The following is a 24,314-nucleotide window of genomic DNA, read 5'->3' as shown; positions in this document are numbered from 1 at the left end:
GGCCGGATGTCGAAGTATGTCGCAAACCGGACACGGCGGCGGGTTCTGCCCAGGGGTCGGGCGGGCGATCCTGTTGAGCTCCGTCGATATGTGTTGAGTATTGACTATCTCTGTTTGATTTGGTTCGCTTCTCACCGCCCTGCGCAGGGTGCCCAGTTCCTGTACCGCCGTCCGTCACCCTCCGGACCCAGGAGACACGATGCGCAAGACGTGGGCCGCGTTAGTCGCGGCCTCGCTGACCGTGGCGCCCCTCGCCGCCGTCCCCCTCACCAGCACCCCCGCCGCAGCCGCCGGCCAGGCCGCCGTGGCGCCGGTCCTCACCCCGCCGATGGGCTGGAACGACTGGAACGCCTTCGGCTGCGACGTCGACGAGCAGCTGGTCCAGCAGACCGCGGACAAGCTGCTCTCGTCCGGCCTCCAGGCCGCGGGCTACCAGTACGTCAACATCGACGACTGCTGGATGGGCAAGACCCGCGACGCCGAGGGCCGGCTCGTCCCCGACCCGGTCAAGTTCCCGCACGGCATCACCGGCGTGGCCGCCTACGTGCACGCCAAGGGCCTCAAGCTCGGCATCTACGAGAGCGCGGGCACCCTGACCTGCGCGGGCTTCCCCGGCAGCCTCGGCCACGAGCAGCAGGACGCGGACTCCTTCGCGTCCTGGGGCGTCGACTACCTCAAGTACGACAACTGCTACAACCAGCACCTGCCCTCCCAGCAGCGCTACCGCGCGATGGGCGACGCGCTGGCCAGGACCGGCCGCCCGATCGTCTACAGCCTCTGCAACTGGGGCCTGGACGACGTCTGGACCTGGGGCGGCACGGTCGGCCAACTCTGGCGCACCACCGGGGACATCGACGCGTCGTTCGGCCGGATGCTGGACATCTTCCACGCGAACGCCAAGCTGGCCGACGCCGCCGGTCCGGGCGGGTGGAACGACCCGGACATGCTGGAGGTCGGCAACGGCATGACGGCCACCGAGGACCGCGCCCACTTCTCGCTCTGGGCGGAGATGGCGGCCCCGCTGATCGCCGGCACCGACCTGCGCAAGGCGAGCGCCGAAACCCTCGCGGTCTACGGGAACACCGAGGTCATCGCCGTCGACCAGGACCGGCTCGGCAAGCAGGGCCGACCGGTGAGCATGACCGGGGGCCTGGACGTCCTGGCCAAGCCGCTCGCCGACGGCAGCGTCGCCGTCACGCTGTTCAACGAGAACCCGCAGCCCGCCGCGATCTCCACCACCGCCGCCGCCGTCGGCCTGCCGACCGCCAAGGGGTACCTCCTGCGGGACCTGTGGGAGCACACCGACGCCGAGACCGCCGGGACGATCAGCGCCACCGTGCCCGGCCACGGCGCCGTGATGTACAAGGTCACCCCGACCGACCACCCGGGCGGGCAGCACCCGGACATCGTCCTCGAGACCAAGGTGCCCGACCTCGCTCCGGGCGGCTCGGCCACCGTCACCACCGCCTTCGCCAACAACGGCGCGCAGCCCGCGAACGACGTCCGGCTCGGGCTCGACGCCCCGGCCGGCTGGACGGTCGTGCCGCTGACCCGGACCCGGGTCGGGCACGTGCCGGCCGGGGGCCGGGCGCAGGCCGACTTCCGGGTGACCGCCCCGGCGGACCTGCCGGCGCCGATCACCCGCGCCACGCTCACCGGGACCGCCACCGCGCACGGGCCCGGCGGCCCGCAGAGCGTCACCGCCCCCGCCCCGGTCGTCCTGGCCGCGCCCGTACAGGCGCCGTACCGGACGTTCACCGACACCGCCGCCGTCTTCGGCGCGCAGGGCGGGACGTTCGCCATCGACGGCGCCGGCGCCGACCTCTACTACGACGTCGACGAGTACAGCACCGTCTACCGGCCGGGCGCCGAACACGACGGGTCCACCACCGTCGTGAAGCTCACCGCGCAGGCTCCGACCAGCGAATGGGCCAAGGCCGGGATCATGGTCCGCAACGACATCACCCGGCCGGGCACCTCGGCCGGGTACCTCGTCCTGGCCGAGGCCCCCGGCAAGGGCTACGTGCTGCAGTGGGACAGCGACGGGGACGGCAAGCTGGACTCCAACAGCTCGGCGGCGAACCAGGGTTCGGGATCGGCGACGTACCCCAGCTGGCTGAGGCTCGTCCGCGACGGCTCGACGTACACCGGCTACTGCTCCACCGACGGCACCACCTGGACGCAGGTCGGCCGGGCCACCCTCCCGGGTGTGGCCGCACGCCAGGACGTCGGGCTGTTCACCAGCTCGCACAGCGCGGGCACCAGCGGTGAGGCCGACTTCACGGGCTTCACCCAGAGCTGAGCGCCCGAGGGGAGCGACCCCCGGGGCCCCGGCCGGCCATGACCGGCCGGGGCCCTTCGCCGTCAGGACAGTACGCTCCAACTCTGCCCGGCCGAGGCCGGGTTGGCCGGGTTGGTCATCCCCGCGGAACCGGCCGCGGTGCCGGCGACGTCCAGCGTCAGGCCGTTGCCGACGTTGGTGACGGTGAGCGCGCCACTGCTGTTCTGCGTCACCTTCCACTTCTGCCAGGGGTTGTTGGGCGAGGGGTTGAGCAGGTAGGCGCTGCCGACGCCGTTGCCGCCGACGAGCACGGTGTGCGCCTGGGCGACGGTGTAGCAGTTGTCGGTGATCGTCACGGTGCCGTCCGCGTTGGGCGTGAACAGCCACTGCTGGGCGGCGTCGCCACTCCGGTACGCGTTGACGGCGGAGTTTCCGCCGACCGTGGCGTAGCAGCCGCCCTGGACCTCCAGGGCCTGGCCCGCCGTGCCTCCGGCGCTGATCGCGTGGTACCTGCCGTCGCCGACGACGCTCGGCCGGGTGCCCCCGGTACCACCACCGGTGCCGGTGCCCGCGCCGGCGAGGCGGTAGAGCGCGACGCCGTGCGCGGGAATCCAGTTGCCGCCGAGCGAGCCGGTCGTGGTGCCGGTGGCGCCGGTCCACAGTTCCCGGTAGGAGTAGCCGGAACCGGTCAGGCCGAGGTCGGCGAAGCCGGTGCTGATCATGGCCCAGTTGTTCGGGTCCTGGTTGATCAGGGCGACGGCCAGGTCGCCGTTGGCGAGTTGACGCTTGAGGACCACGGGGGCGGTCGGGGAGGCGGGCGGGTTGCCGACCAGGGTGGCGGGCCTGGCGAGGCTGTCCTGGTCGATGGCGATCATGTCGGGGTTCTTGAGGAGCGACAGCGCGGAGGAGTTGATGCCGGTGGACCAGGCGTAGCCGTTCGCGGTGTGCTGCGAGTCGGCGGCGGTGCGGAGGTCGGCGCCGGAGATGAGCGGGGCGGCCATCATCGACAGGACGGACAGCTCGGTGCGCGACTCGTCGTCCGTGAAGGGCTTGTGGCCCTTTTCGGTGTCGGTGACGCCCCAGACGCCGTACGGGTCCTGCCAGCCGGCGAACATCATGTCCAGGTCGTTCCAGCTGCCCGGGTGGACGTTGCCCGGGTACGTGAGGGCGGTCCGCAGCTGGCCGTTGTAGAGCACGCCGTCCAGCTCGCTGTCCCGGTCGCCGCCGATCCGGCACATGTTGGCGACCTGCCCGCACCAGATGCCGGTGGGCGAGTAGCCGGGCGCCTGGTGCGGCGGGGTGCCGGCGGCCGTGATCAGCGGATCGGTGCGGGCCGGGTCGTCGGCGCTCAGCAGGTAGGGGATGCCGGTGTGCGCGGGCTGCGCGGACAGGCTGAGCGTGACCTTGGGCCTGCCGGCGGCGGCGGTCGCCGCGTCGAGGGCGAACTGGAAGGCCCGGGTGCGGGCGTAGATGGACTGGGTGAGCTCCCTGCCCTCACCCTGCGGGTAGTAGGCGTAGCCGTCCGGGCCGGTGATGGTGGGGCCGTAGGGGCAGTCGTCGTACTTGACGAAGTCGACGCCCCAGGCGACGAAGTCGGCGGCATCGGTGGTCTCGTGGCCGAGGCTGCCGGGGTGACCCTGGCAGGTGGTGTAGGTGTCGGTGGCGTAGAGGCCGAACTTCATGCCCTTGCTGTGCGCGTACCAGGCCAGGTACTGGATGCCGTTGACGGTCCTTCCGTCGACGGTCTGGGCGGGGAACTGGTCGGGCTCGGGGAGCAGGTGGCCGCTGGTGGGGTCGTTGCCGCGCCCGTCCGTGCCGCTGACGGGGTTGCCGTTGCCGTCGTAGAGCTGCATGGCGTTGTCGGCCGTCTTGGCGAAGTCCGTGTTCTGGCCGTCGCGGTGACGCATCGACCAGCCGTCGTCGACGGTGACGGTGTTGTAGCCCGCCTGGACCAGGCCGTTGGCGGACATGAAGTCGATCGTCTGCTTGACCTGGCTCTCGGTGACGTACGCGCCGATGCTGTTCCACGAGTTCCAGCCCATGGGCGGGGTCAGGGCGTTGCCGTTGCCGAGGGCGGCCGCCGGTGCGGCGCCGGTGAGCACCGTGGCACCGTGGCACCGAGGCCGGAGGCGGCCAGCGTCACGGCGGCCAGCAGGCCGGCGACGCGATGGGAGGTTCTGCTCATGTGGGGGCTCCCCGGGTGGGTGAGCGCGCCGGGCCGGGACCCGGCGCGTGTGGGGGTGGGACGGGGCCGGCTCTGAGGTTCCGTACCGAGTCGTGCCGGCACGACGACGCCGTTGGAGGGTGCGGTGGGGGAACGCGACGGCGGCAGGTGGAGCGTCGCCGTCGACGAGGCACTGAGATCACGGAGTCGGCCGCCCAGTCCGGCGGTGGTGCCATATGATATTGCATTGATCAGAACCCGACAAGATGCAACAGAAAAACTCACCCGGAGCAGTACGGACTTGTTCGTTCGAGCCGTTCGCCCTCACCAGGATCGCCCGTCTGGCGTCACCGGCCGCCATCCGCCGCCATCCGCCGCAACACGGTGCCACAGAGCCGCAACACCCGCTCCCACCAGGCGAAGTGATGTTTGACAGGGTGCCCTGCAGCTGGCCAGCATGGGGCCACGACCTGCTCGCAGCCGAGAGAAGAAGGAGGGGCGATGACCGCCATGTGCCGTATCGCGTGCCCCTCCTGTCGCTGCGCCGTCTGTCGTCGCGCCGTCCGAGCCTGACGCGCTTCTCCGAGCTCCCGCACGCCTGAGCTCCCGCACTCCCGCGCTCCCGCATTCCCGCATTCCCGCGTTCCCGAAGTTCCGCCGCGCCGTGGCCTCCGCCCGCGCCGCCCGCCCTTCCCCTGACGACCTCCGAGGGACAGCCATGACCACTGCCATCACCGAACTGCGTCTCACGCCGGCCGCCGGCCGGATCGGCGCGATCGTCCACGACGTCCACCTCGGCGGCGACCTGCCGGCCGAGACCGTCGCCGCGATCGAAGCCGCCCTGTACCGGCACAAGGTGCTGTTCTTCCGGGGCCAGCAGCACCTGGACGACGCCGGGCACGAGGCGTTCGCCCGGCTGCTCGGCCAGCCCGTGGGCCACCCGACCGTGCCGAGTGCCGACGGCCGGTACATCTTCGAGCTCGATGCCACCAAGGGCGTGCGCGCCAACAACTGGCACACCGACGTGACCTTCGTGCCGTCCTACCCGAAGGCCTCCATCCTGCGCGCGCTCGAACTGCCGCAGGCCGGCGGCTCCACGGTGTGGGCCAACACCGCGGCCGCGTACGACGACCTGCCGGCACCGCTGAGGACGCTGGCCGAGAGCCTGCGCGCCGTTCACACCAACGACTACGACTACGCCGCCACGCTGGCGCTGAAGCCCGAGCTGGCGGACAACCGGGAGATCGCGGAGCTGTTCCGCAAGGTGTTCGTCTCCACCGCCTTCAAGACCGAGCACCCGCTGGTCCGGGTCCACCCGGTGACCGGTGAGCGCAGCCTGCTGCTCGGGGCGTTCGCACAGCGGATCCAGGGCGTGTCGGGCGCCGACAGCAAGGCGCTGATCGCGCTGTTCCAGCGGTACGTCGAGCGCCTGGAGAACACCGTCCGCTGGGACTGGCAGGTCGGCGACGTGGCGCTCTGGGACAACCGGGCCACCCAGCACTACGCCGTCAACGACTACGGCGACCAGCCGCGCCTGGTGCGCCGGATCACCCTGGACGGTGACCTGCCCGTGGGTGTGGACGGCGTCCCGAGCCGCCTGCTCGAGCCCGCCGAGCCGCCGCAGGTCGCGGGGATCGTCCCGGCCGAGCAGCTCGAAGCCGCCCGCCCGGGAGCCTGAGATCACCGCGCGGGTGAGCGCCACCGGGCCGGCGTCGCCCACCCGGTGGGCTGCGCGGGCGGGCGACGACCGGCGCGACGTGAACTCGGCGACGGTGCTGCGGACCGTGCTGGATCACGGGCCGGTGGCCCGCAGCCGGGTCGCGGCCCTGTCCGGGCTGAGCCCGGCGGCGGTCTCCCGGCAGGTGGTCGACCTCCTTGCGTACGGACTGCTCTGTGAGCGGCCGGAGTTGGCCGGTACGGGGAGCGTGGGCCGCCCTCAACTTCCGGTGGACGTCGACACCGAGCGGTTGGCGGTCGCCGGGGTGCACGTGGGCGTGCCGTACTCCACGCTCTCCCTGCTCGACCTGCGCGGGAACGTGCTCGCACAGGAGGTGCTCGACAACCTGGGCCTGACGGGCCGGGCGGTGCTCGACCGGCTGCTCGGGCAGGTCCCGGGCTTCCTCGCCGAGGCGGCCGCCGGACGCGAGGTGGTCGGGCTGGGCGCGATCACCGGCGGGGCGGTCGACCCGGAGCGCGGTGTGACGGTCCGCCACGAGCCGCTCGACTGGTACGAGGTGCCGCTCGGGCGGCTCCTGGAGCGGGCGAGCGGGCTGCCGGTGCGGGTGGACAACCACGCGCGGGCGCTGGCCCAGGCGGAGATCCTCTTCGGACGTCCGGCGGCCCGGCGCAGCCTGGTGCAGCTGTTCGTCGGCCATGTGGTGGACGTGGCGCTCGCCGTCGGCGGCCTGGTCCACCTGGGGCCGCGGTCGGCCACCGGTGAGGTCGCGCACCTGCGGGTGCCCGGCAGCACGGCCGACTGCCCCTGCGGGCGGCGCGGCTGCCTGGCGGCGGCCGCCTCGGACACCACGCTGTACCGGGACGCGGTCACCGCGGGCGTCATCCCGGTCCCGGAGCGCACCGGGATGATCGCGGCCGTGCGGGCGGGCGACGCCCGGGCCGACCGGCTGGTCCTGCGCCGGGCCCGGCTGATCGGGCAGGCGGTGGCGGTGCTGGTGGACGTGGTCAACCCGGACCTGGTGGTGCTCACCGAGACCTTCGCCATGCTGGACGGCCGGTACCTGGAGGCGGTCCGGGCCGAGGTGGCGCGCCGCTCGTACCTGGGCCGGGACCCGGAGCTGGTGGTCACCCCGCAGGGCGGCCGGGACGCCCTCGCGGTGGCGGCCGGGGCGGCGGTCCTCGGTGAACTGTTCCGTTCCCCGCTGTCCTGTCGCCGCCGCCCCGCCCCCGCCGCCGGCTGACCCCGCCGGCCGTCCCCGCCGGCCGACCCGGCAACTCGTCCCGGCCGCTCGTCCCGGCAGCTCGTCCCGGCTCCCGTGTGCCCGGCATTTCTTCCGCCGCGAGAACAACTAACCCACAGCTTAAGGACCTTCCACCATGAACGCGCTCTCCCGTCGCTCCCTGCTCCGCGGCTCCGTCGCCGCGGCCGGCCTGCTCTCGCTGGCGGCCTGCCGCTCGGCCGCGGAGAGCAGCTCGCCCGCCGCGTCGGCGAGCCCTCGGCGCGGTGGCACGCTCACCGTGGCGACCAGCATCGACTTCACCCCGAGCCTGCTCTTCGCCCAGAGTGCCAACACGCTGGTGCAGCGGCTGGTCTTCAACACCCTCACCAGATACGACGACCAGCTGCAGCCGCAGCCCGAGCTGGCCCTCTCCTGGAAGCTCGCGGACGACGGGAAGAGCATCACGTTCGAACTCCGCGAGGACGTGCGGTTCCACAACGGACGGCCGTTCACCGCCGACGACGTCATCTTCGCCGTCAAGAACCTGCAGAACCCGGTCCGCTCCGCCCAGTTGCGGTCCACGGCGGCGACCGTCACCGACTTCCGCAAGAACGGTGACCACGAGCTGACGCTGGTGCTGGCGCACCCGGTGAGCAACCTGTTCGACCTCTTCGAGTTCATGATCATCACGGACCCGGCCACCGTCGAGGACGCCGTCGCCGGCAAGCAGCTGATCGGCACCGGCCCGTTCCGGTTCGGCGAGCGCAAGCCCGGTGCCTCGATCGGCTTCACCCGGAACGACACCTACTGGAACCCCGGCCGCCCCTACCTGGACGCCGTCGAGATCCGCGTCATCCCGCAGGCCGACTCCCTGCTGTCCTCGCTGAAGACCGGGCAGAGCCAGCTCTCGTACAGCGTCCAGGGCAAGGACATCGCCACCCTCAAGGGCGACCCGCAGTTCCGGATCACCCCCTACGACACCGGCGCCGGCGCCTACTACATCGGCGTCAACGTCACCGCCGAGCACGTCGGTGACAAGCGCGTCAGGCAGGCCATCGCCTGGGCCGTCGACCGCGAGCGGCTGGTCCAGCAGGCGCTCGGCGGCTACGGCCTCGCCTCCTCCGCGCCCTGGCCGAAGTCCTCACCCGCCTACAGCGACGCCGGGGCCACCCACTACCGCCACGACCCCGCCAAGGCCAGGGAGCTGCTGAAGGCGGCCGGCCTGGACACCATCACGCTGCCGTTCGCCCACTCGGCCACCCCGGAGGGCGTCGCGACCGCCCAGATCCTGCAGTACGACCTCAAGCAGGTCGGCATCGAGACCGTCCTGCAGCCCACCGACTCCCCGACCATGCAGAAGCAGCTGATCTCGCAGACCATGCCCGCACTGTGGACGCTCAGCCACGGCTTCGCCCAACTCCACCCGGCCACCCTGGCGGTGAGCGCCTACCCCTTCAACGAGGCCAGGAACAGCTCGCTGTTCTCGTCACCCGCCTACACCGACGTCGTGCAGCGGGCGTGGAACCGCGCGGACGCCGACGGCGCCGAAGCGAAGGCGCTCTACCGGCAGATCACCGACACCCTCCTGGACGAGGAGTTCGTCATCGACATAGCCATCGCCGGCGAGATCGAGGTCGCCACCGCCAAGGTCCGCGGCGCGACCCTCAACAAGTTCAACTACCTCGACCTCGACGACGCCTACCTGACGGCCTGATCCGATGCGCACCTTCCTGTTCAGACGCCTGCCCTCCGGGCTGCTGGTGCTGCTGGCCGCCTCCTTCCTCATCTTCCTGATCCTGCGGCTGATCCCCGGCGACCCCGCGACCAGCCTCGCCGGACCGGACGCCGGGCCCGAGACCGTCGCCGCCGTACGAGCCCACCTCGGCCTCGACCGGCCGCCGCTCGGCCAGTACCTGCACTGGCTCGGCGACCTGGTCACCGGCGACCTCGGGGCGAGCTACGCCATCGGCGGGCAGGTCGCCGACCTGATCGCCGACGGTCTCGGCAACACGCTCGAACTCACCCTCGGCGCCCTGCTGCTGGTGATCGCCCTCGCCCTGCCGCTCGGCGTTCTCGGCGCGACCGTCCGGCGCGGCCCGGTCGCCGCCGCCGTCCGCGCGCTGACCACGGCGGTGCTCGCGGTCCCGCCGTTCGTCACCGGCGTGCTGCTCGTCCTCGTCTTCGCGGTCACCCTGCGCCTGCTGCCGCCCGGCGGCCACGAATCGATCCTCGAACAGCCCGACATCGGTGTCCAGTACCTGCTGCTGCCCGCCCTCTGCCTCGCCCTGCCCAGCGCCGCCGTCCTGGCCCGCTACCTCAAGGACGGCCTGGAACGCGCACTCGCCGAGGACTACGTCCGCACCGCCACCGCGCTCGGCGTCCCCCGCCGCCGGATCGTCTGGCTGCACGCCCTGCCCAACGCGCTTCCCGCCGCCGTCACCGTCCTCGGCCTGCAGATCGGCCAACTCCTCGGCGGAGCGGTCCTGGTGGAGGCGATCTTCGCCTGGCCCGGCCTCGGCCAGCTCGCCGAGCAGGGAGTCCTGCGCCGCGACTACCCGGTCGTGCAGGACCTGCTCCTGCTGCTCGTCGCCGGGTACGTCGCCGTCCAACTGCTCACCGACCTGGCGTACGCCTGGTTGGACCCCCGGATCAGGTGGGAGTGACCCGATGACCACCCTTGCCGTACGCCGCCCGCGACCGACCGGCCTGCGCAGCCCGCGCGGCGCCACCGGACTGGTGCTGGTGGGCGCCGTCGTCCTGGCCGGACTGCTCGCCCCCCTGCTGACCGCGGCCGACCCCACCGCCCAGAGCACGCTCGCGCTGGCGGGCCCGAGCGCCGACCACCCCTTCGGCACCGACGACCTCGGACGCGACCTCTTCAGCCGGGTGCTGTACGGGACCCGCACCGACCTGCTGATCAGCCTCACCGCAGTGCCGGTCGGCGCCCTGCTGGGCTGCGCGCTGGCCCTGCTGTCCGGGCTCTCCCGCTGGGCCGACCTCGCCGTGCAACGCCTGTTCGACCTGCTGCTGGCCTTCCCCGGACTGATCCTCGCACTCGCCGTCACGGCGGTGCTCGGCCCCGGCCGCTGGCCGGTGACCATCGTGATCGCCCTGGCCGAGATCCCCGGTTTCGGGCGGCAGCTGCGCGCCGGCATCCTGGTGCAGCGCGAGCGCGAGTACGCCCTCGCCGCCCGGGTCGGCGGAGCCTCCCGGCTGCGCGTGCTGGTGCGGCACGTCCTCCCCAACGCCGTCGACCCGCTGATCGTGCAGAGCGCCGTCGCGCTCTCGCTGGCCGTCTTCATCGAGGGAGCGATGAGCTTCCTCGGCGTCGGCGTCCGCCCGCCGGAGCCCTCGCTCGGCGGAATCCTCAGCCAGTCGATGGCCTACCTCGCCACCCACCCCGCCTTCGCGGCCGCCCCGCTGGTCGCCGTCACCGCCCTGGTCCTCGGCCTCACCCTGATCGCCGAGGCCCTGAACGAGGGGATCCGCCGATGAACGCCGTCCTCGAAGTCCATGACCTGCACGTCGAGTTCTCCGGGGTCGAGGCCGTCGCCGGGGCCGCGTTCGAACTCGCTCCCGGGGACAGCCTGGGCATCGTCGGGGAGTCCGGATCCGGCAAGTCGACCACCGCACTCGCGCTGCTGCGCATGCTGCCCGCCGACGGCCGGATCTCGGGTGGCGCGGTACGGCTCGACGGCCGGGACCTCGCCGCCCTGGCGGAGCCCGCGCTGCGCGAGGTGCGCGGCCGGCGGATCGCGATGATCTTCCAGGACCCGATGTCCTCGCTCAACCCGGTCCTCACCGTCGGCCGCCAGCTCGACGAGGCCCTGCGTGCCCACCGCCCCGACGCCCGCGCGCGGCGCGCCGCACGAGCGGTCGAACTGCTCGACCTGGTCGGCATCCCCGACGCCGCGAAACGCCTGCGCGACCACCCGCACCAGTTCTCCGGCGGCCAGCGCCAGCGCATCATGATCGCCCTCGCCCTGGCCGGCGACCCGGACGTCCTGGTCGCCGACGAACCCACCACCGCGCTCGACCCGACCGTCCAGCAGCAGATCCTCGACCTGCTGGAACACATCAACCGCGAACGCGGCACCGCCCTCGTCCTGATCAGCCACGACCTCGGCGTGATCGCCCGGACCTGCCGGCGGATCCTCGTCATGCACCAGGGCAAGGTGGTCGAGCACGGCCGCACCGACGACGTCCTCGCCAACCCCCGGCACCCCTACACCGAAAGGCTGCTGGCCGCCGTCCCCCGCCTGGACGAGCCCTCGGCGGCCGCCGCCCACGCCACCCCCGCCGACGACCCGCTGCTCACCGTCAGCGGCCTGCGCAAGACCTACGGCCCGCGCCGCCGGCCCGTCACCGCACTGGACGGCGTCGACCTCGTGCTGCGCCCGGGCGAGACCCTCGGCCTGGTCGGCGAGTCCGGCTCCGGGAAGTCCACCCTGGCCCGCGCCCTGGTCCGGGCACACGCGCCCACGGCGGGCGACATCCGCTACCGGGGCGAGGACCTGGACCGCTCCCGCCCGGCCCGGCGTGAGATCCAGATGGTGTTCCAGGACCCGTACTCCTCCCTCAACCCCCGGATGACCGTCGCCCGGATCCTCGCCGAACCGCTGATCGCCCACGGCCTCGGCGACCGCGCGCAGCGCACCGCCCGGATCGCCGAACTGCTCCGCCAGGTCGGCCTGGACCCGGCGAGCGCCGACCGGTACCCGCGCGCCTTCTCCGGCGGCCAGCGCCAGCGCATCGGCATCGCCCGCGCACTGGCACCCCGGCCCAGCGTCCTGATCTGCGACGAACCCGTCTCCGCCCTCGACGTCTCCGTCCAGGCCCAGGTGCTCGACCTGCTCACCGGACTCCAGCGCGAACTCGGGCTGGCGATCCTCTTCATCGCCCACGACCTCGCCGTGGTCCGGCAGGTCAGCCACCGGATCGCGGTCATGCACCGGGGCCGGATCGTCGAGACCGGACCGGCGGACCGGGTAGTCAACGAGCCCCGACACCCGTACACGGCCGCCCTCCTGGCCGCCGTCCCGCACCTCACCCCCCGGAGCACCGTATGACCACCCGCCGCGACCCCTACCAGGGCTTCCCCGGCACCGTCGGCCGCACCTTCCGCGAGTCCGCCCCCGCCTGGCCCGCGCGCAACCGTGCCCGCCGAGGCGCACCCAACATCGTCGTCGTCCTGATCGACGACATGGGCTACAGCGACATCGGACCGTTCGGCTCCGAGATCCCCACCCCCACCCTCGACTCCCTCGCCGCGAACGGCGTCCGGCTGGCCAACTACCACACCATGCCGCTCTGCTCCCCGGCCCGTGCCGCCCTGCTCACCGGCCTCAACCCGCACCGGGTCGGCTACTCCTTCGTCGCCAACGCCGACCCCGGCTTCCCCGGCTACGGCATGGAGGTGGCCGGCGACATCCCCACCCTCGCCGAACTGCTCCACGACGCCGGCTACGCCACCTACGCGGTCGGCAAGTGGCACCTCACCCGCGACTCCGCCTCCAACGCCGCCGACGACCGCTCCAACTGGCCGCTGCAGAAGGGCTTCGACCAGTACTACGGCGTGCTGGAGGGGCTCACCAGCCTCTTCCACCCGCACCAACTCGTCCGCGACAACAGCCCGCTGGACATCGACGAGTTCCCCGACGACTACTACTACACCGACGACATCACCGACCAGGCCATCTCCATGGTCAAGTCACTGCGCGCCCACGACGCCGACAAGCCTTTCTTCCTCTACCTCGCCCACAACGCCGTCCACGGGCCGCTCCAGGCCAAACCCGACGACCTCGCGCGCCACCGGGGCCGGTACGACGGCGGCTGGGACGAGCTGCGGGCCGCCAGGTTCGCCCGCCAACTCGCCGCCGGCCACTTCCCCGAGGGCACCCGGCTGCCCGAACGCAACCGGGAGGCGGGATACGACGTCGGCCCGTGGGACGAACTCACGGACGTGCAGAAGAAGCTGTACGCCCGCTACATGGAGGTCTACGCGGCGATGGTCGACAACGTCGACCAGAACCTCGGCCGGCTCACCGACACCCTCGCCGCCCTCGGCGAACTCGACGACACCGTCATCGTGTTCACCTCCGACAACGGCGGCACCGGCGAAGGCGGCGCCGAAGGCACCCGCAGCTACTTCAGCCGCTTCGTCCACCATCCGAACCTCCCCGACGACTGGAACCCGGACGTCCAACGGGAGATCGACCTGATCGGCGGCCCGCAGAGCCTGGTCCACTACCCGCGCGGCTGGGGCATGGCCTCCAACACCCCGTTCCGGCTCTACAAGGGCCAGACCTACGCGGGCGGGGTGCGCGTCCCCTTCGTCCTCTCCTGGCCCGCGGGCCTGCCGCGCGCCGAGGGCGACACCGGTGTCCGCACGCAGTACCAGTACGTCACCGACATCCTCCCCACCCTGCTCGACCTGGCCGGCCTCCGGCGCCCGGACGAACGCCGCGGACGGCCCGTCCAGGAACCCGACGGCCTCAGCTTCGCCCCCGTGCTCCGGGCGGCGGACGCCGACAGCACCCACACCGAGCAGTACTGCGAGATGACGGGCAACCGCAGCTACTACCGCGACGGCTGGAAACTGGTCACCCTGCACCGCCCCGGCACCCCGTACGACGACGCCGAATGGGCGTTGTACGACCTGCGGACCGACCCCACCGAGATCGACGACGTCTCCGCCGACCACCCCGAGGTGGTCAGGGAACTGGCCGAGGCATGGGAGAACGCCGCCTGGCGCAACGGCGTCTTCCCGCTCGCCGACGGTTCCGGCGCGCTCGCCCTGCGCCACCCGGAGGACGAACGGCTGCGCCGCCCGCTCACCCTGCTCGCCGGCACCCCCGAACTGGAACGCTACCGATCCTCCCGGCTGATCTCGTTCCGCTCCTTCGACATCGCCGTCGACCTCGCCGACCACCGCGCGCACGACCGGGGCGTCCTCGTCTCCCACGGCGACCAGGGCGGTGGCTACAGCCTCTACGTCGAGGACGGACGCCTGCGCTTCGCCTACAACGAGTACGGCGAGCTGTACGAGGCGGACGGGGGCGAACTGGCCGTCGGGGCACGGACGGTCACCGTCGAGGCGACGGCCGTGGCGGACCTGAGGTGGGAGTTCCGGCTGCTCGTCGACGGCAGCGAGACCGGACGCCTGGGCCCGGTCCACCAGCTGATCGGCATGGCCCCCTTCCAGGGCATCAGCGTCGGCGTCGACCGCAAGTCGCCGGTCTCCTGGCCCCTCTACGAACGCCACCGCAGCTTCCGCTACAGCGGGGACCTCCGCTCGGTGACCTACCTGCCCGGCGAGCCCGCCCCCTACGACCCGGAGACCGTGGCGCAGGCCCTGAGGGAGGCCGCCGCCGCGTTCGAATGACCGGTCCGGGAGAGAGCCCGACACCGCCGGCCGGCAGGCCCCCGCCTGCCGGCCGCGGTCGGCTTACTCGTGGGCGTACGCCACCGTGACCGGCGCGTGGTCCGACCACCGCTCCGCGTGGGTCTCGGCGCGCTCGACGCGGGCGTCGGTGGCCTTGGCGGCGAGGGCGGGGGTGGCGACCTGGAGGTCGATGCGCCAGCCGGAGTCGTTGTCGAAGGCGCGGCCGCGGTAGGACCACCAGGAGTAGGGGCCGGTGGCGTCGGGGTGGAGGGCGCGGACGACGTCGACGTAGCCGGCTTCGTCGTAGACGCGGGTGAGCCAGGCGCGTTCCTCGGGGAGGAAGCCGGCGGCCTTCTGGTTGGACTTCCAGTTCTTGAGGTCTTCGGGGCGATGGCAGATGTTCCAGTCACCGCAGACGACGACCTCGCGGCCGTCGGCGGCGGCGCGGGTGCGCAGGGCGGTGAGGTGGGTGAGGAACTCCGCCATGAAGCGTTCCTTCTCGTCCTGGCGTTCGGTGCCGACCTCGCCGGAGGGGAGGTAGAGGCTGGCGACGGTCAGGCCGGGCAGGTCGATCTCGATGTAGCGGCCGGAGTCGTCGAACTCCTCGGAGCCGAAGCCGATGACGGTGCGCTCGGGCTCCTGGCGGGAGAGGATGGCCACCCCGGCGCGGCCCTTGGCGGCGGCGGGGGCCCAGACGGCGTGCCAGCCGTCGAGGTCGCGCAGCTCGACGGGGAGCTGCTCGGGCTCGGAGCGCACCTCCTGGAGGCAGATCACGTCCGCCTCGGTGCCGGCGAGCCATTCGACGAAGCCCTTCTTGGCCGCCGCACGGATTCCGTTCACGTTCACTGTCGTCACCACGGTCACTCGGGCAGCCTACCGGCTGGGCCTGCGGCGGGACTCGTGACCCGGTCGCGTCGCGGTGGAGCGGGAGCGGAACGGGGGGCGCCGGCATGAACGTGGCATGAAGATGCACCGCGGAGGCACGGAGCGTCGTCATTGGTCTTGACCATCTCCGGACAGAGCCCCTAGGGTCGCTTACTGCAAGGACCTTTAATAAAGAAGGACGGATAAAAGCCCGCTCTCCCACCTGCCGCAACAGCGGACAGCGGGCCGGAGATCCGCCCTCGTCGCAGGGCAGGCCGGAAACAGGTGGAGGACACGGTGGGGACGACAGGACAGCTCTCAGCGGTGCCGGAGCCCAAGTACTGGCACCTGCGCACGGTGCTTCTCAAGGCCATCGACACGGAGTTCTCCATCGGCCAGGTCCTGCCCAACGAGCGCGAGCTGTCCGCCCGCTTCGGCGTGGCCCGGGCGACGCTGCGCCAGGCCCTCGACCAGCTGGAGCTGGAGGGCCGCCTGGTGCGCCGCCGCGGGATCGGCACGCTGATCGCCGCCCCGCGCGTGGGCGTGCCGGTCAACCGGCAGGAGGAGGGCTGGCCGGGCGCCGTCCGCAGCCACTCCTGGCGTACGGTCGACTGCACCACCTCCCCGGCCTCCGCGCAGCTGGCGAAGGGCCTGGGCGTCGCCGAGGGCGCGACCGTCCACACCGTGCGCCGGGTCCGGCTGGTCGAGGGCCGGGCGATGGCCACCGAGTCGCTGCACGTGCCGGCCGCCGCGCTGCCGCACCTGCCGGGCTTCCGGGCCGAGAGCGACCGGGCCCGTTCGGTGCTGCGCCAGCTGGAGCGCCTGGAGGTCGACGGCGAGTCGCGCGCGGTGGAGCTGGGCGTGGCCGAGGCCGAGGAGGCGGCGCTGCTGGAGCGTCCCCCGGGCTCGCCGGTGCTGGTCATGACCACCCAGTACGCCGCCGCCGGGCGCCTGGTCGCGCTGGCCGTCTCCACCTACCGTGCGGACACCTGCAAGCTGACCTTCGGTGAGACGGGCCTCGTCGAGGTCACTCCGGTCGGTGCGGCGGAAGGCGTCCGCACCGCCTCCTGATCCATTTCCCGAAAACCCTCAGGTCGAGGCCCGCACACCCGGTCGGTGTGCGGGCCTCGACCGTTCTCAGCACCTGGAGAACCGTTCTCAGTACCTGGAGAACCGTTCTCAGTACCTAGAACCGCGGCGGGTCCACCGCGAAGAGCTGGTCCTCGACGTGGTCGAGGGCGACGCGCAGGGCGCCCATGGCGACGACCTCCGAGCCGAGCGCGGCGAGCGCCACCTCGGGGGCGCGCAGGGTGAACTGGGCGAGGCGTTCGCGCAGCGGCTCCAGGACGCCGTCGAGGCCGGCGGCCCAGCCGCCGATGACGACCAGCTGCGGGTCGATGGCGAGGACGAGCGCGGCGACGCTCTGCACGAGCCGGGTGAGGAAGCGGTTCATGGCGACCTGGGAGACCTCGTCGCCCTCCCGGGCCAGGCGCAGCACCCGGGCCACCGCGGCCTCGTCGAGCGGGTTGAGGGGCTTGCCGGTGGTGGAGAGCAGCCGCTCGGGGGTGACCTCCTGGCCGAGCAGGTGCAGGGCGCCGATCTCGCCCGCCGCGCCGCCGTAGCCGCGGTGCAGGCGGCCGTTGATGAGGGAGCCGGCGCCGGGGCTGAGGCCGGCCATGACGAAGACGACGTCGTCGGCGCCGACGGCCGCGCCCTGCCAGTGCTCGGCGATCGCGGCGAGGTTGGCGTCGTTCTCGATGAGGACGGGGCAGCGGAAGGAGCGCCGCAGCCGGGTGCCGAGGTCGAGGCCCGTCCAGCCGGGCATGGCGGTGCCGAGCCGGATGGTGCCCTCGCGGTCGACGATTCCGGGGGTGCCGACGCCGACGGCCCACAGGTTGTCGCGGGAGATGGCGCCCTTCCGCAGCACCTCGGCGACGGCGGTGCGGACGGCGGCGAGGCGGTCCTCGGCCTCCAGGGTCTCGTCGACGGGCTTGAAGTGACTGCCCACCACCTCGCCCGTGAGGTCGGCGAGGATGACGCGGATGTCGTGCACGCCGATCTCGATGCCGAGGATGTGCCCGGCCTCGGCGCGGAAGCGGAACCAGCGGGCGGGGCGTCCCCGGCGCCCGGTGGTGCCCGGCGGGCTGTCCTCGCGCGGCTGCTCCACCTCGGCGACCAGGCCGGTCTCGACCAGGCCCTCGATGACGCCTTCGACGGTGGGCCGGGAGAGTCCGGTCTCGCCGACGAGTTGGGTGAGGGTCACCGCCTGGCCCGTCCGCAGCGCCCGCAGCGTGACCGCCGCGTTGATGCGCCGCAGAAGTGAGGAGTCTCCTCCGGTGAGCCGATCCGCCAAGGCGTTGCCCTTCGCCGTTCGCGCGACTGCCCTGGCGCGCGATGTCGAGTGCGCGGAGACCAGTCGTGACACCAGTCGTGACGGCCCGCGGGGGTGCACCACCGGATCGCGGCACGGCGGCGCGGGGCCGCCTGCGCGGGGGCCGGAGGACTGTCCGGAGCCTACCCGGGGGCGGGCCCGCGCGGCGAGGATTCCCGCAGCTCATCCGGGCTTCGGTATCGAAATGGTACGGATCGGGTGGCAGTGTGTGATCCGGGCTTCACCGGGCGGCCACGGGGTTCGGGTACGGGGGCCTCGGCGAGGGCGCTGACCTGCGCTGACAGCCGATGACCGACGGCCCCCGGCCCTCACCCCGCCCGGGCGACGAACAGTCCCATCCCCAGCGGCGCCATCGGGTGCCCGTCCCCGGGCAGGCCGAGGACCTGCGGGCAGCCCGCCCGCGCGAGCGCCGTACGCCAGGCCCGCTCATCGCCGACGCCCGCCACGCGCGGGTCGCCGGTGATGAGCAGGTCGAGCTGTTCGGCGACGGGCGCGAGCAGCAGCAGCCGTCCGCCGGGGGCGAGCAGGTCCACGAGCGCGGGCGCCTCCTCCTCGGGCCCGGCGGTGGCGGTGGCCACGACCAGGTCGTAGCGGCCGCCGTCCGGGGTGAGGTGGTGCTCGGTGTGGCGGCGGGGGCGGGAGGCCAGGGCGCGGGCGACGGTGGTCTCGACGCCCTCGCGGTCGAGTTCGAGGACGCGCAGCGGCTGCGGCCCGTCGTGGGCGCCTGAGTGGGCCCCTGAGTGTGCGCCTGAGGGGGCCCCCGAGTGGGCGCCTGAGTGTGCGCCTGAGTGGGCCTCGGCGCTGCTGCGCACCAGGGCGCCGAGCACCGCGCCGAGGTAGCCGCGGGCGGCGGCCCAGCGCAGCGGGGCGGCGTACGGGCGGGGCGGTTCCTCGCCGGTGACGAGGCGGGGCAGCCGGGTGGCGCCGCGCCGTACGCGTTCGAGGGCGGCGGCGGGGCCGAGGCCGTCGGCCCAGGCCTCGGTGGCGGGGCGCCAGGCTTCGCGGGCGTCGGCGGCGGTGAGGACCGGGGCGCCGTGGTAGAGCGGGCCCTGGCGGGTGATCAGGCCGTGGCGGGCGAGGGCGTCCAGCCAGCCGCGCACCCGCGGGCGTTCGGCGGGGGTGACGAGGGCGGTGGCGAGGATCTCGGCCTCGTGGTGGCCGCAGGCGGGGTCGGTGAGGACGCCGGCTTGCTGGAGGGTCAGGAGCAGGGAGGCGAGGACGGCCCGGTCGAGGTGGTCGCCGAAGGCGCGGGTCTGGTCGGCGGTGAGGCCGATGGTGTACTTCCAGGCGGCGGCCTCGGCGGCCTCCGCGTCGGCGCGCAGCCGGTGGTCGGCGTTCTCGTCCTCGCTCTGCGGGGCGCGGACGTGGGCGAGGACGGCGCCGAGCGCGTCGACGGCGGCGTACACGTCGTCCTGGCGGGGTTCGGGGCCGACGTGCAGGATCAGCCGCAGCGCGCGCAGGTCGTGGCCGGAGAGGCCGGGGCGGCCGCTGAGCCGCCACAGCAGCGGGGAGGGCAGGCTGAGGTGGGTGGTGCCGGTGGCGGCGAGGGCGGCGAGCTGCTCGTCGGGCTGCTGGTCGGGGTCGCCGCAGTGGACGGTGCCGCCGGCGAGGAGGGTGGCGAGGCCGAGCTCGACGGTCAGCTCGGTGGTGGGGTGCAGCACGGTGTGCCGGATGGGCGGCGGGCCGAGGACGCCGGCCCAGTGGCGCAGCCGGGCCTCGGCGGTGCGGGCGGCGGCGGGCGCGAGGGCGGCGTGCGCGGCGACCCGTTCGGCGAGGGCCCTGGGCAGGCCGCCGGGCGGGGAGACGCCGAGCAGCAGGCCGATGCCGCTGATCGCGCGGCCGTCGGCGACGACGGCGGGCCGGTCGCCGAGGTCGCGCAGGGCGCTGACCAGGGCAGAAGTCGAGGACACGGTGTTAACTCCGGGGTGCGGGGGAGAAGCCGCACCACTGAACCATGCGGTCGGGGCGGGAGAGGGGTCGCGTGAGTCAAATTTCCGTAATGATTTTCATATCGGCCAACCGGGTCAAGGGGAGGACTTGACGCAAAGTTGCCGGAACTGCGCATTCCGGAACGATGGCCGGAGGTCTTGACAGGCAGGCCGGGGGCTGGGTTACCTGGCTCCGGCCCACTCTGACCGAACGATCGGTCGGCGATGCTCTCGGTCAGCCGACGAGAAGGAGCGACGATGCGACGCCTCGGCGAGCCCCTGCCTCCCGCCCTGCTCGACGCCGGCGAGCGCCTGGGTCCGGACGAGCTGCGCGCCCACCAGCTCACCCGGCTGCGGGCCACCCTGCGCCACGCGTACGACAACGTCGGGCTCTACCGCCGCAAGTTCGACGCCGCCGGCGTCCACCCCGAGGACTGCCGCACCCTCGAGGACCTCGCCCGCTTCCCCTTCACCACCAAGGCCGACCTGCGCGAGGGCTACCCCTTCGGCATGTTCGCCGTCCCGATGGCCGACGTCCGCCGCATCCACGCCTCCAGCGGCACCACCGGCCGCCCCACCGTCGTCGGCTACACCGACGCCGACCTGTCCATGTGGGCCGACGTCGTCGCCCGCTCGATCCGCGCCGCCGGAGGCCGGCCCGGCGACAAGGCGCACATCGCGTACGGCTACGGCCTGTTCACCGGCGGCCTCGGCGCCCACTACGGCGCCGAGCGGGCCGGCTGCACCGTCATCCCCGCCAGCGGCGGCATGACGGCCCGCCAGGTGCAGCTGATCCAGGACTTCCGGCCCGAGATCATCATGATCACCCCCTCCTACCTGCTCACCCTGCTCGACGAGTTCGAGCGCCAGGGCGTCGACCCGCGCAGCACCTCGCTGCGCGTCGGCATCTTCGGCGCCGAGCCGTGGACGGAGGAGATGCGCCGCGAGATCGAGGAGCGGCTCGACCTGCACGCCGTCGACATCTACGGCCTCTCCGAGGTAGTCGGCCCCGGCATCGCCCAGGAGTGCGTGGAGACCAAGGACGGCCTGCACATCTGGGAGGACCACTTCTATCCCGAGGTCGTCGACCCCTTCACCGACGAGGTGCTGCCCGAGGGCGAGGGCGGCGAACTGGTCTTCACCACCCTCACCAAGGAGGCCCTGCCCGTCATCCGCTACCGCACCCGCGACCTCAGCCGGCTGCTGCCCGGCACCGCCCGCCCGGCGTTCCGGCGGATGGAGAAGGTGACCGGGCGCAGCGACGACATGATCATCCTGCGCGGGGTGAACCTCTTCCCGACCCAGATCGAGGAGATCCTGCTGCGCACCGACGGCGTCGCGCCGCACTTCCAGCTGCGGCTGAGCCGGCGCGGGCGGATGGACCACCTGACGGTGCGGGTCGAGGCCCGTCCGGAGGCGCCGGGGCCGGTGCGGGAGGCGGCGGGGGCGGAGGTCGTCCGGGCGGTCAAGGACGGGGTGGGCGTCACCGTCGAGGTGGAGGTGGTGGAGCCGTACACGCTGGAGCGTTCGGTCGGGAAGATCAAACGCGTGGTGGACGAGCGGAGTTGAGCCCGTTCATGCGCGGGGCGCCGGAGGCGGACGGCTGTCCGGGGGGATTCGTGCGCCTCCGGCGACTACAGCAATGTAGACGCCCGACGGCGGTGACGTCCACCCTCGACCGTTGATCGCTCCGCCACGCAGCGTGTGCGGGAGCCGGCCGTACGGGCCCTATGCTGCGGGCATGCCGAGTGAGCTGCGAACCCTCTCCGACCTCGACTTCATCCGGAGCGCGACCGAGCTGAAACCCGTCCCGTTCGTCCCCGAGATCAGCCTGCACATGGCCGAGGACGCCATCGCCCTGTGGGAGACCACCGAACGGCAGCGCGGGGAGGCCGGACTGGCGCCGCCGTTCTGGGCGTTCGCCTGGGCGGGCGGGGTCGCCGTCGCCCGGTACGTGCTGGACCACCCCGAACTCGTCGACGGGCGGGCGGTGTTGGACATCGCCGCCGGCTCCGGCCTGGTCGGGATCGCCGCCGCGCTGCGCGGGGCGCGGGAGGTGAGCGCCGCCGAGATCGACGCCTACGCCGTCGCCTCGATCGGGCTCAACGCCCGGGCCAACGGGGTGCGGGTGGAGGCGTCGCTCGTCGACCTCGTCGACGGCGACGGCGCTCCCGCCGAGGTGGTGCTCGCCGGGGACGTCTTCTACGAACGGGCCATGGCCGCCCGCTTCCTGCCTTTCCTGGAGCGGGCCGTCGCGCGCGGCGCCACCGTCATCGTCGGCGACCCGGGGCGGGCCTACCTGCCGCGCGAGCGGTTCACCGCCGTCGCGGCGTACCAGGTGCCGGTGGTCGCGGACCTGGAGGACACCGAGGTGAAGACCACCACGGTGTGGCGGCTGGGCTGATCACCTCACCTGATCACCTCGGCTGATCACCTCGGCTGATCGCCTCGACCGGGCTGAGCGCTCGCCGGAACGCCCGGAATTCGGAGGCGGGCCGGGCGGGCACCCTGCTAGACAGGCCGCCATGACCTCCGAGCTCGTTCTGCGCCCCGCCACCCCCGACGAGATCCCCGCGCTGCTCGCCCTCTGGGCGCGCGCCGCCAAGGGCACCAGCATCACCGACGACGCGGCGGGCGTGGCCGCGCTCCTCGCCCGCGACCCGCAGTGTCTGATCGTCGCTGCCCCGGCGGACGACCCGGGCCGCCCGATCGGGACGGTCATCGCCGGCTGGGACGGCTGGCGCTGCCACCTCTACCGCCTCGCCGTCGACCCCGACCGCCGCCGCCGGGGCGTCGGCGCCGCGCTGCTCGCGGCCGCCGAGGAACGTTTCATCGCCCTCGGCGGCCGCCGGATCGACGCGATGGTGCTGGACGACAACGAGCTGGGCCACCGCACCTGGAAGGCCGCCGGCTACCGGCCGGAGGCCCGGTGGAGCCGCTGGGTCAAGCCGTTGACTGCTTAGGCCCGGAGGTCGGCCAGCCAGGCCTCGACCTCGTCCGAGCGCCGGGGCAGGCCCGCGGAGAGGTTCTCGTTGCCGTTCTCGGTGACGAGGATGTCGTCCTCGATGCGCACGCCGATGCCCCGGTACTCCTCGGGGACGGTCAGGTCGTTCTCCTGGAAGTAGATCCCCGGCTCGACGGTGAGGACCATGCCCGCCTTGAGCGGCCCGTCGACGTGCTCCTCCGTGCGGGAGTGCGCGCAGTCGTGGACGTCCAGGCCGAGCATGTGGCCGGTGCCGGCGAGGGTGAAACGGCGGTGGAGGCCGAGCTCGTACACCTTGTCGGCGCTCAGGTCGCCGAACAGGCCCCAGGAGGTGAGGTGTTCGGCGAGGCGGCGCTGGGCGGCGTGGTGGAAGTCGCGGAAGTCGGCGCCGGGCCGCACGGCCGCGATGCCCGCCTCCTGGGCGTCGAACACCGCGTCGTAGACCTTGCGCTGCAGCTCGCCGAAGCGGCCGCTGACCGGGATGGTGCGGGTGACGTCGGCGGTGTAGAGGCGGTTGGTCTCCACGCCCGCGTCGAGCAGCAGCAGGTCCCCGGGGCGGGCCTGGCCGTCGTTGCGCACCCAGTGCAGGGTGGTGGCGTGCGGGCCGGCGGCGGCGATGGTGCCGTAGCCGATGTCGTTGCCCTCCAGGCGGGCGCGGACGAAGAAGGTGCCCTCGATCAGGCGCTCGGGGGTCGGGCTGTCGGTGCCCAGGACGCGTACGACGTCCTCGAAGCCGCGGGCGGTGGCCTCGCAGGCGAAGCGCAGCTCGGCGATCTCGAACTCGTCCTTGACCAGGCGCAGTCCGGACAGGTGGACCTCGAACTCCGCGTCCCGCTCGGCGCTGGTGCGGCCCTCCAGGGCGCTCTCCACCCCCGCGTCGTGGCGGCGCAGCACGCGGACGGGGGCCGTGGAGGCGGCCAGGTCGGCGGTGAGGGTGCGCACGTCGCGGCAGGGCAGGCCCAGGAGGCGCTCGTTCTCCGTCAGGCTGTTGCGCCGGCCGTCCCACAGTTCGCCGTGGTTGTCGAGCCAGAACTCGCCGTTGTCCACGGAGGAGCGGCCCCGCAGGTAGGCGACGGCGAGGTGGCCGCCGCCGTCCGTGGGCTCCAGGACGAGCACGGCGTCCTGGGAGAGGTCGCCGGTCAGGTAGACGTAGTCGGAGGACGGGCGGAACGCGTAGTCGCTGTCGTTGGCCCGCACCTTCGGGTTGCCCGCCGGCACCACCAGCAGCTCGCCCGGGTACGCGGCCGACAGCTCGGCGCGGCGGCGGGCGGTGTGCGCGGCCTGGGGGATCGGCTCCAGCTCGTGGCGCTCGGTGTCGGCCCAGCCGTGCTTCATGCTCTCGGCCAGCTCCTCGGTCACGCCGCGGGTGAGGCCGTTCTTGCGGTACTTGATGGGCGGGGTGGCGGTGGGATCGGTCATCC

The 24,314-nt window shown here is 73.0% G+C and carries 17 protein-coding genes; 12 read left to right on the top strand and 5 right to left on the bottom strand.

The window, feature by feature from the left end; translation table 11 throughout:
* Positions 1-199 precede the first annotated feature (199 nt).
* Complete coding sequence (locus tag ACIBCA_RS17600) at positions 200-2,302, top strand: NEW3 domain-containing protein (RefSeq protein ID WP_396283781.1); 2,103 nt, start codon at positions 200-202, stop codon at positions 2,300-2,302.
* A 62-nt stretch (positions 2,303-2,364) separates the two neighbouring features.
* Here the strand turns inward: ACIBCA_RS17600 and ACIBCA_RS17595 are convergent, their stop codons facing one another.
* On the bottom strand, positions 2,365-4,383 hold the full coding sequence (locus ACIBCA_RS17595; RefSeq protein WP_396283780.1) for an alpha-galactosidase: 2,019 nt from the start codon (positions 4,381-4,383) through the stop codon (positions 2,365-2,367).
* Positions 4,384-5,163: 780 nt separating this feature from the next.
* Between ACIBCA_RS17595 and ACIBCA_RS17590 the strand changes: the two genes are divergently transcribed.
* The 7 genes from ACIBCA_RS17590 (at position 5,164) to ACIBCA_RS17560 (ending at position 14,726) form a co-directional block, all read left to right on the top strand.
* Complete coding sequence (locus ACIBCA_RS17590; RefSeq protein WP_396283779.1) at positions 5,164-6,123, top strand: TauD/TfdA dioxygenase family protein; 960 nt, start codon at positions 5,164-5,166, stop codon at positions 6,121-6,123.
* Between the two features lie 13 nt (positions 6,124-6,136).
* Positions 6,137-7,363, top strand: coding sequence for an ROK family protein (locus ACIBCA_RS17585; RefSeq protein WP_396283778.1), 1,227 nt, complete (start codon positions 6,137-6,139; stop codon positions 7,361-7,363).
* A gap of 136 nt (positions 7,364-7,499) precedes the next feature.
* Entirely contained in the window at positions 7,500-9,056 is a 1,557-nt protein-coding gene (locus ACIBCA_RS17580) for an ABC transporter substrate-binding protein (protein WP_396283777.1), read from the top strand.
* Between the two features lie 4 nt (positions 9,057-9,060).
* Positions 9,061-10,005 carry an ABC transporter permease gene (locus ACIBCA_RS17575; protein WP_396283776.1) on the top strand — a complete coding sequence of 315 codons (945 nt, stop codon included), beginning with the start codon at positions 9,061-9,063 and terminating at the stop codon, positions 10,003-10,005.
* A gap of 4 nt (positions 10,006-10,009) precedes the next feature.
* Positions 10,010-10,837, top strand: a complete 828-nt coding sequence (locus ACIBCA_RS17570) for an ABC transporter permease (RefSeq protein ID WP_396283775.1) — start codon at positions 10,010-10,012, stop codon at positions 10,835-10,837.
* Positions 10,834-12,411: an ABC transporter ATP-binding protein gene (locus ACIBCA_RS17565; RefSeq protein ID WP_396283774.1), complete on the top strand. Its 1,578-nt coding sequence runs from the start codon at positions 10,834-10,836 to the stop codon at positions 12,409-12,411. Before ACIBCA_RS17570 ends, ACIBCA_RS17565 begins: the two co-directional genes overlap by 4 nt.
* Positions 12,408-14,726: an arylsulfatase gene (locus ACIBCA_RS17560; protein WP_396283773.1), complete on the top strand. Its 2,319-nt coding sequence runs from the start codon at positions 12,408-12,410 to the stop codon at positions 14,724-14,726. The genes ACIBCA_RS17565 and ACIBCA_RS17560 overlap by 4 nt, the downstream gene beginning before the upstream one ends.
* A gap of 63 nt (positions 14,727-14,789) precedes the next feature.
* Here ACIBCA_RS17560 and ACIBCA_RS17555 read toward each other — a convergent pair whose 3' ends face one another.
* Positions 14,790-15,590, bottom strand: a complete 801-nt coding sequence (locus ACIBCA_RS17555) for an exodeoxyribonuclease III (protein ID WP_396283772.1) — start codon at positions 15,588-15,590, stop codon at positions 14,790-14,792.
* A gap of 297 nt (positions 15,591-15,887) precedes the next feature.
* Here ACIBCA_RS17555 and ACIBCA_RS17550 point away from each other — a divergent pair, with 297 nt between their 5' ends.
* Entirely contained in the window at positions 15,888-16,661 is a 774-nt protein-coding gene (locus ACIBCA_RS17550; RefSeq protein ID WP_396283771.1) for a GntR family transcriptional regulator, read from the top strand.
* A 115-nt stretch (positions 16,662-16,776) separates the two neighbouring features.
* Here ACIBCA_RS17550 and ACIBCA_RS17545 read toward each other — a convergent pair whose 3' ends face one another.
* Complete coding sequence (locus ACIBCA_RS17545) at positions 16,777-17,943, bottom strand: ROK family protein (RefSeq protein WP_396283770.1); 1,167 nt, start codon at positions 17,941-17,943, stop codon at positions 16,777-16,779.
* 347 nt (positions 17,944-18,290) lie between these two features.
* Positions 18,291-19,892 carry a hypothetical protein gene (locus tag ACIBCA_RS17540; protein WP_396283769.1) on the bottom strand — a complete coding sequence of 534 codons (1,602 nt, stop codon included), beginning with the start codon at positions 19,890-19,892 and terminating at the stop codon, positions 18,291-18,293.
* Positions 19,893-20,168: 276 nt separating this feature from the next.
* On the opposite strand from ACIBCA_RS17540, the gene paaK reads away from it, so the two are divergent.
* The 3 genes from paaK (at position 20,169) to ACIBCA_RS17525 (ending at position 22,873) form a co-directional block, all read left to right on the top strand.
* Entirely contained in the window at positions 20,169-21,479 is a 1,311-nt protein-coding gene (gene paaK, locus ACIBCA_RS17535; protein ID WP_396283768.1) for a phenylacetate--CoA ligase PaaK, read from the top strand.
* A 172-nt stretch (positions 21,480-21,651) separates the two neighbouring features.
* The gene (locus ACIBCA_RS17530; protein WP_396283767.1) at positions 21,652-22,314 is read left to right on the top strand and encodes a class I SAM-dependent methyltransferase; all 663 of its coding nucleotides are present in this window, start codon (positions 21,652-21,654) and stop codon (positions 22,312-22,314) included.
* Positions 22,315-22,435: 121 nt separating this feature from the next.
* Positions 22,436-22,873, top strand: a complete 438-nt coding sequence (locus tag ACIBCA_RS17525; protein ID WP_396283766.1) for a GNAT family N-acetyltransferase — start codon at positions 22,436-22,438, stop codon at positions 22,871-22,873.
* Here the strand turns inward: ACIBCA_RS17525 and ACIBCA_RS17520 are convergent.
* The gene (locus ACIBCA_RS17520; RefSeq protein WP_396283765.1) at positions 22,870-24,312 is read right to left on the bottom strand and encodes an aminopeptidase P family protein; all 1,443 of its coding nucleotides are present in this window, start codon (positions 24,310-24,312) and stop codon (positions 22,870-22,872) included. The genes ACIBCA_RS17525 and ACIBCA_RS17520 overlap by 4 nt on opposite strands.
* Between the last annotated feature and the right edge of the window lie 2 nt (positions 24,313-24,314).

The sequence above is a fragment of the Kitasatospora sp. NPDC051170 genome, from assembly GCF_044455705.1.
In the GTDB taxonomy this organism is placed as follows: domain Bacteria; phylum Actinomycetota; class Actinomycetes; order Streptomycetales; family Streptomycetaceae; genus Kitasatospora.
This window is presented reverse-complemented; position numbering and strand designations above follow the sequence as displayed.

Coding starts and splice junctions, on each gene's coding strand:
- ACIBCA_RS17600 (WP_396283781.1), top strand. CDS start 200: ATGCGCAAGACGTGGGCCGCGTTAGTCGCGGCCTCGCTGACCGTGGCG.
- ACIBCA_RS17590 (WP_396283779.1), top strand. CDS start 5,164: ATGACCACTGCCATCACCGAACTGCGTCTCACGCCGGCCGCCGGCCGG.
- ACIBCA_RS17580 (WP_396283777.1), top strand. CDS start 7,500: ATGAACGCGCTCTCCCGTCGCTCCCTGCTCCGCGGCTCCGTCGCCGCG.
- ACIBCA_RS17575 (WP_396283776.1), top strand. CDS start 9,061: ATGCGCACCTTCCTGTTCAGACGCCTGCCCTCCGGGCTGCTGGTGCTG.
- ACIBCA_RS17570 (WP_396283775.1), top strand. CDS start 10,010: ATGACCACCCTTGCCGTACGCCGCCCGCGACCGACCGGCCTGCGCAGC.
- ACIBCA_RS17565 (WP_396283774.1), top strand. CDS start 10,834: ATGAACGCCGTCCTCGAAGTCCATGACCTGCACGTCGAGTTCTCCGGG.
- ACIBCA_RS17560 (WP_396283773.1), top strand. CDS start 12,408: ATGACCACCCGCCGCGACCCCTACCAGGGCTTCCCCGGCACCGTCGGC.
- paaK (WP_396283768.1), top strand. CDS start 20,169: ATGCGACGCCTCGGCGAGCCCCTGCCTCCCGCCCTGCTCGACGCCGGC.
- ACIBCA_RS17530 (WP_396283767.1), top strand. CDS start 21,652: ATGCCGAGTGAGCTGCGAACCCTCTCCGACCTCGACTTCATCCGGAGC.
- ACIBCA_RS17525 (WP_396283766.1), top strand. CDS start 22,436: ATGACCTCCGAGCTCGTTCTGCGCCCCGCCACCCCCGACGAGATCCCC.
- ACIBCA_RS17520 (WP_396283765.1), bottom strand. CDS start 24,312: ATGACCGATCCCACCGCCACCCCGCCCATCAAGTACCGCAAGAACGGC.